An 856-nucleotide genomic window follows, 5' to 3' on the forward strand; every position below is an offset into this window, starting at 1 on the left:
CACCTGCTCGTTGAGATTTAACCAATATGATAAAGTCGTCCGCGTAGCGGGCGAATTTATGCCCTCGGCTTTCCAGCTCTTTATCCAAACTATCCAACATAATGTTTGATAGTAAAGGCGAGAGTGGACCGCCTTGAGGTACTCCTTCAAAGCTTGCTTCAAATTGGTCGTTGACCATCACCCCTGCACGTAGGTATTTACCAATAAGCGCCAAAAGGCGCTTATCCTGTACCTTGCTCTTTATTTGAGTCATGAGTAAATCATGATTAACTCGGTCAAAGAACTTGGACAGATCAACATCAACGGCAAATTTACGTTTCTGTTTGATGATACCCTTAACTTGCAGTACCGCTTGTTTGGCATTTCTATTCGGCCTAAAGCCAAAGCTATTATCCGAGAAAAATGGGTCAAACAGTGGAGTGAGTATTTGGGCTATCGCTTGCTGTATGACACGGTCAATGACGTTCGGGATCCCCAATTTGCGTTTACCGCCATCGGGTTTATCGATCTCTACACGCCTGACCGCTGAGGGTAGATATTTACCTTGCTCAAGTTGAGTTTTACACTGTTGCCAACCGCCTTGTTGCATCCAAATCGGGAAGGCTTCGATAGTCATACCATCGATACCAGCCGCGCCTTTATTGGCTTTAACTTGCCGCCAAGCTCGATGTAAATTCTCAGGTTCGAGTAGTTGCTGGAATAAATCGCTGTTGAAGGCCGGTTGCAGATCAATACGCTGCTGATAGTAATCGTCTGGCGACGTAGTGGGTATCGACAAGTTTGACAAGACTCCTCCTTCTTCTAAATGTTCAGGCCTTCACCATGTACCATCCATTACGATGGGCGTTGGGCTACT

The 856-nt window shown here is 45.9% G+C and carries 1 protein-coding gene; it reads right to left on the reverse strand.

What is annotated here, in order from left to right; translation table 11 throughout:
- Window positions 1-787: group II intron reverse transcriptase/maturase (gene ltrA, locus Q4591_RS20085; protein ID WP_303462621.1), on the reverse strand; the 787-nt coding region annotated here is incomplete at its 3' end.
- Between the last annotated feature and the right edge of the window lie 69 nt (window positions 788-856).

The organism is Shewanella sp. 3_MG-2023 (assembly GCF_030548765.1).
In the GTDB taxonomy this organism is placed as follows: domain Bacteria; phylum Pseudomonadota; class Gammaproteobacteria; order Enterobacterales; family Shewanellaceae; genus Shewanella.